Genomic DNA, 507 nt, shown 5'->3' on the forward strand with positions numbered 1-507 from the left:
TTCATGTACGTCACCATTAAGTCAGAGAATTATTTCCTATGTGCTCGGGTCAACCTACTTAGAAATTCTAAGAGATGACCTTACAAATATATAATAATTATCTTCTATGCAGTTTTCAAAGAACAAATCTGCCGATACATTCCGTGTTACTCGTCGTTGCACTTGTCTTGCTCATCTAGCATACTTCCAGTATGCGTCGATTTCGCAATCCTACGTGCGCCTAGATTAACGCATAATGTATAACGTCATATTAAATTGAGAAATCTATTACAGATCTCTCAAAACCAAACAATGATAAGTGTGTAAGTACAGCTAGCGCTTATGCTACGTCTACTTACTCGCCAAAGTGTCGACCTAAGTGACATCCAAGCTCTCGGCTCGGTGTATGTCTCCCTAGAAAGGAGGTGATCCAGCCGCACCTTCCGATACGGCTACCTTGTTACGACTTCACCCCAATCATCGACTTTACCTTAGACGGCTGGCTCCCGAAGGTTACCCCACCGGCTT

General features: G+C 43.0%; 1 rRNA gene. It reads right to left on the reverse strand.

Annotated features, from left to right (window positions below):
- Positions 1–397 precede the first annotated feature (397 nt).
- Positions 398–507 (reverse strand): 16S ribosomal RNA (locus tag AAA071_RS09500); the annotation flags it as partial.

Origin of the sequence: Veillonella parvula, from assembly GCF_040097785.1 — a bacterium.
Taxonomy (GTDB): Bacteria; Bacillota; Negativicutes; order Veillonellales; family Veillonellaceae; genus Veillonella; species Veillonella parvula_D.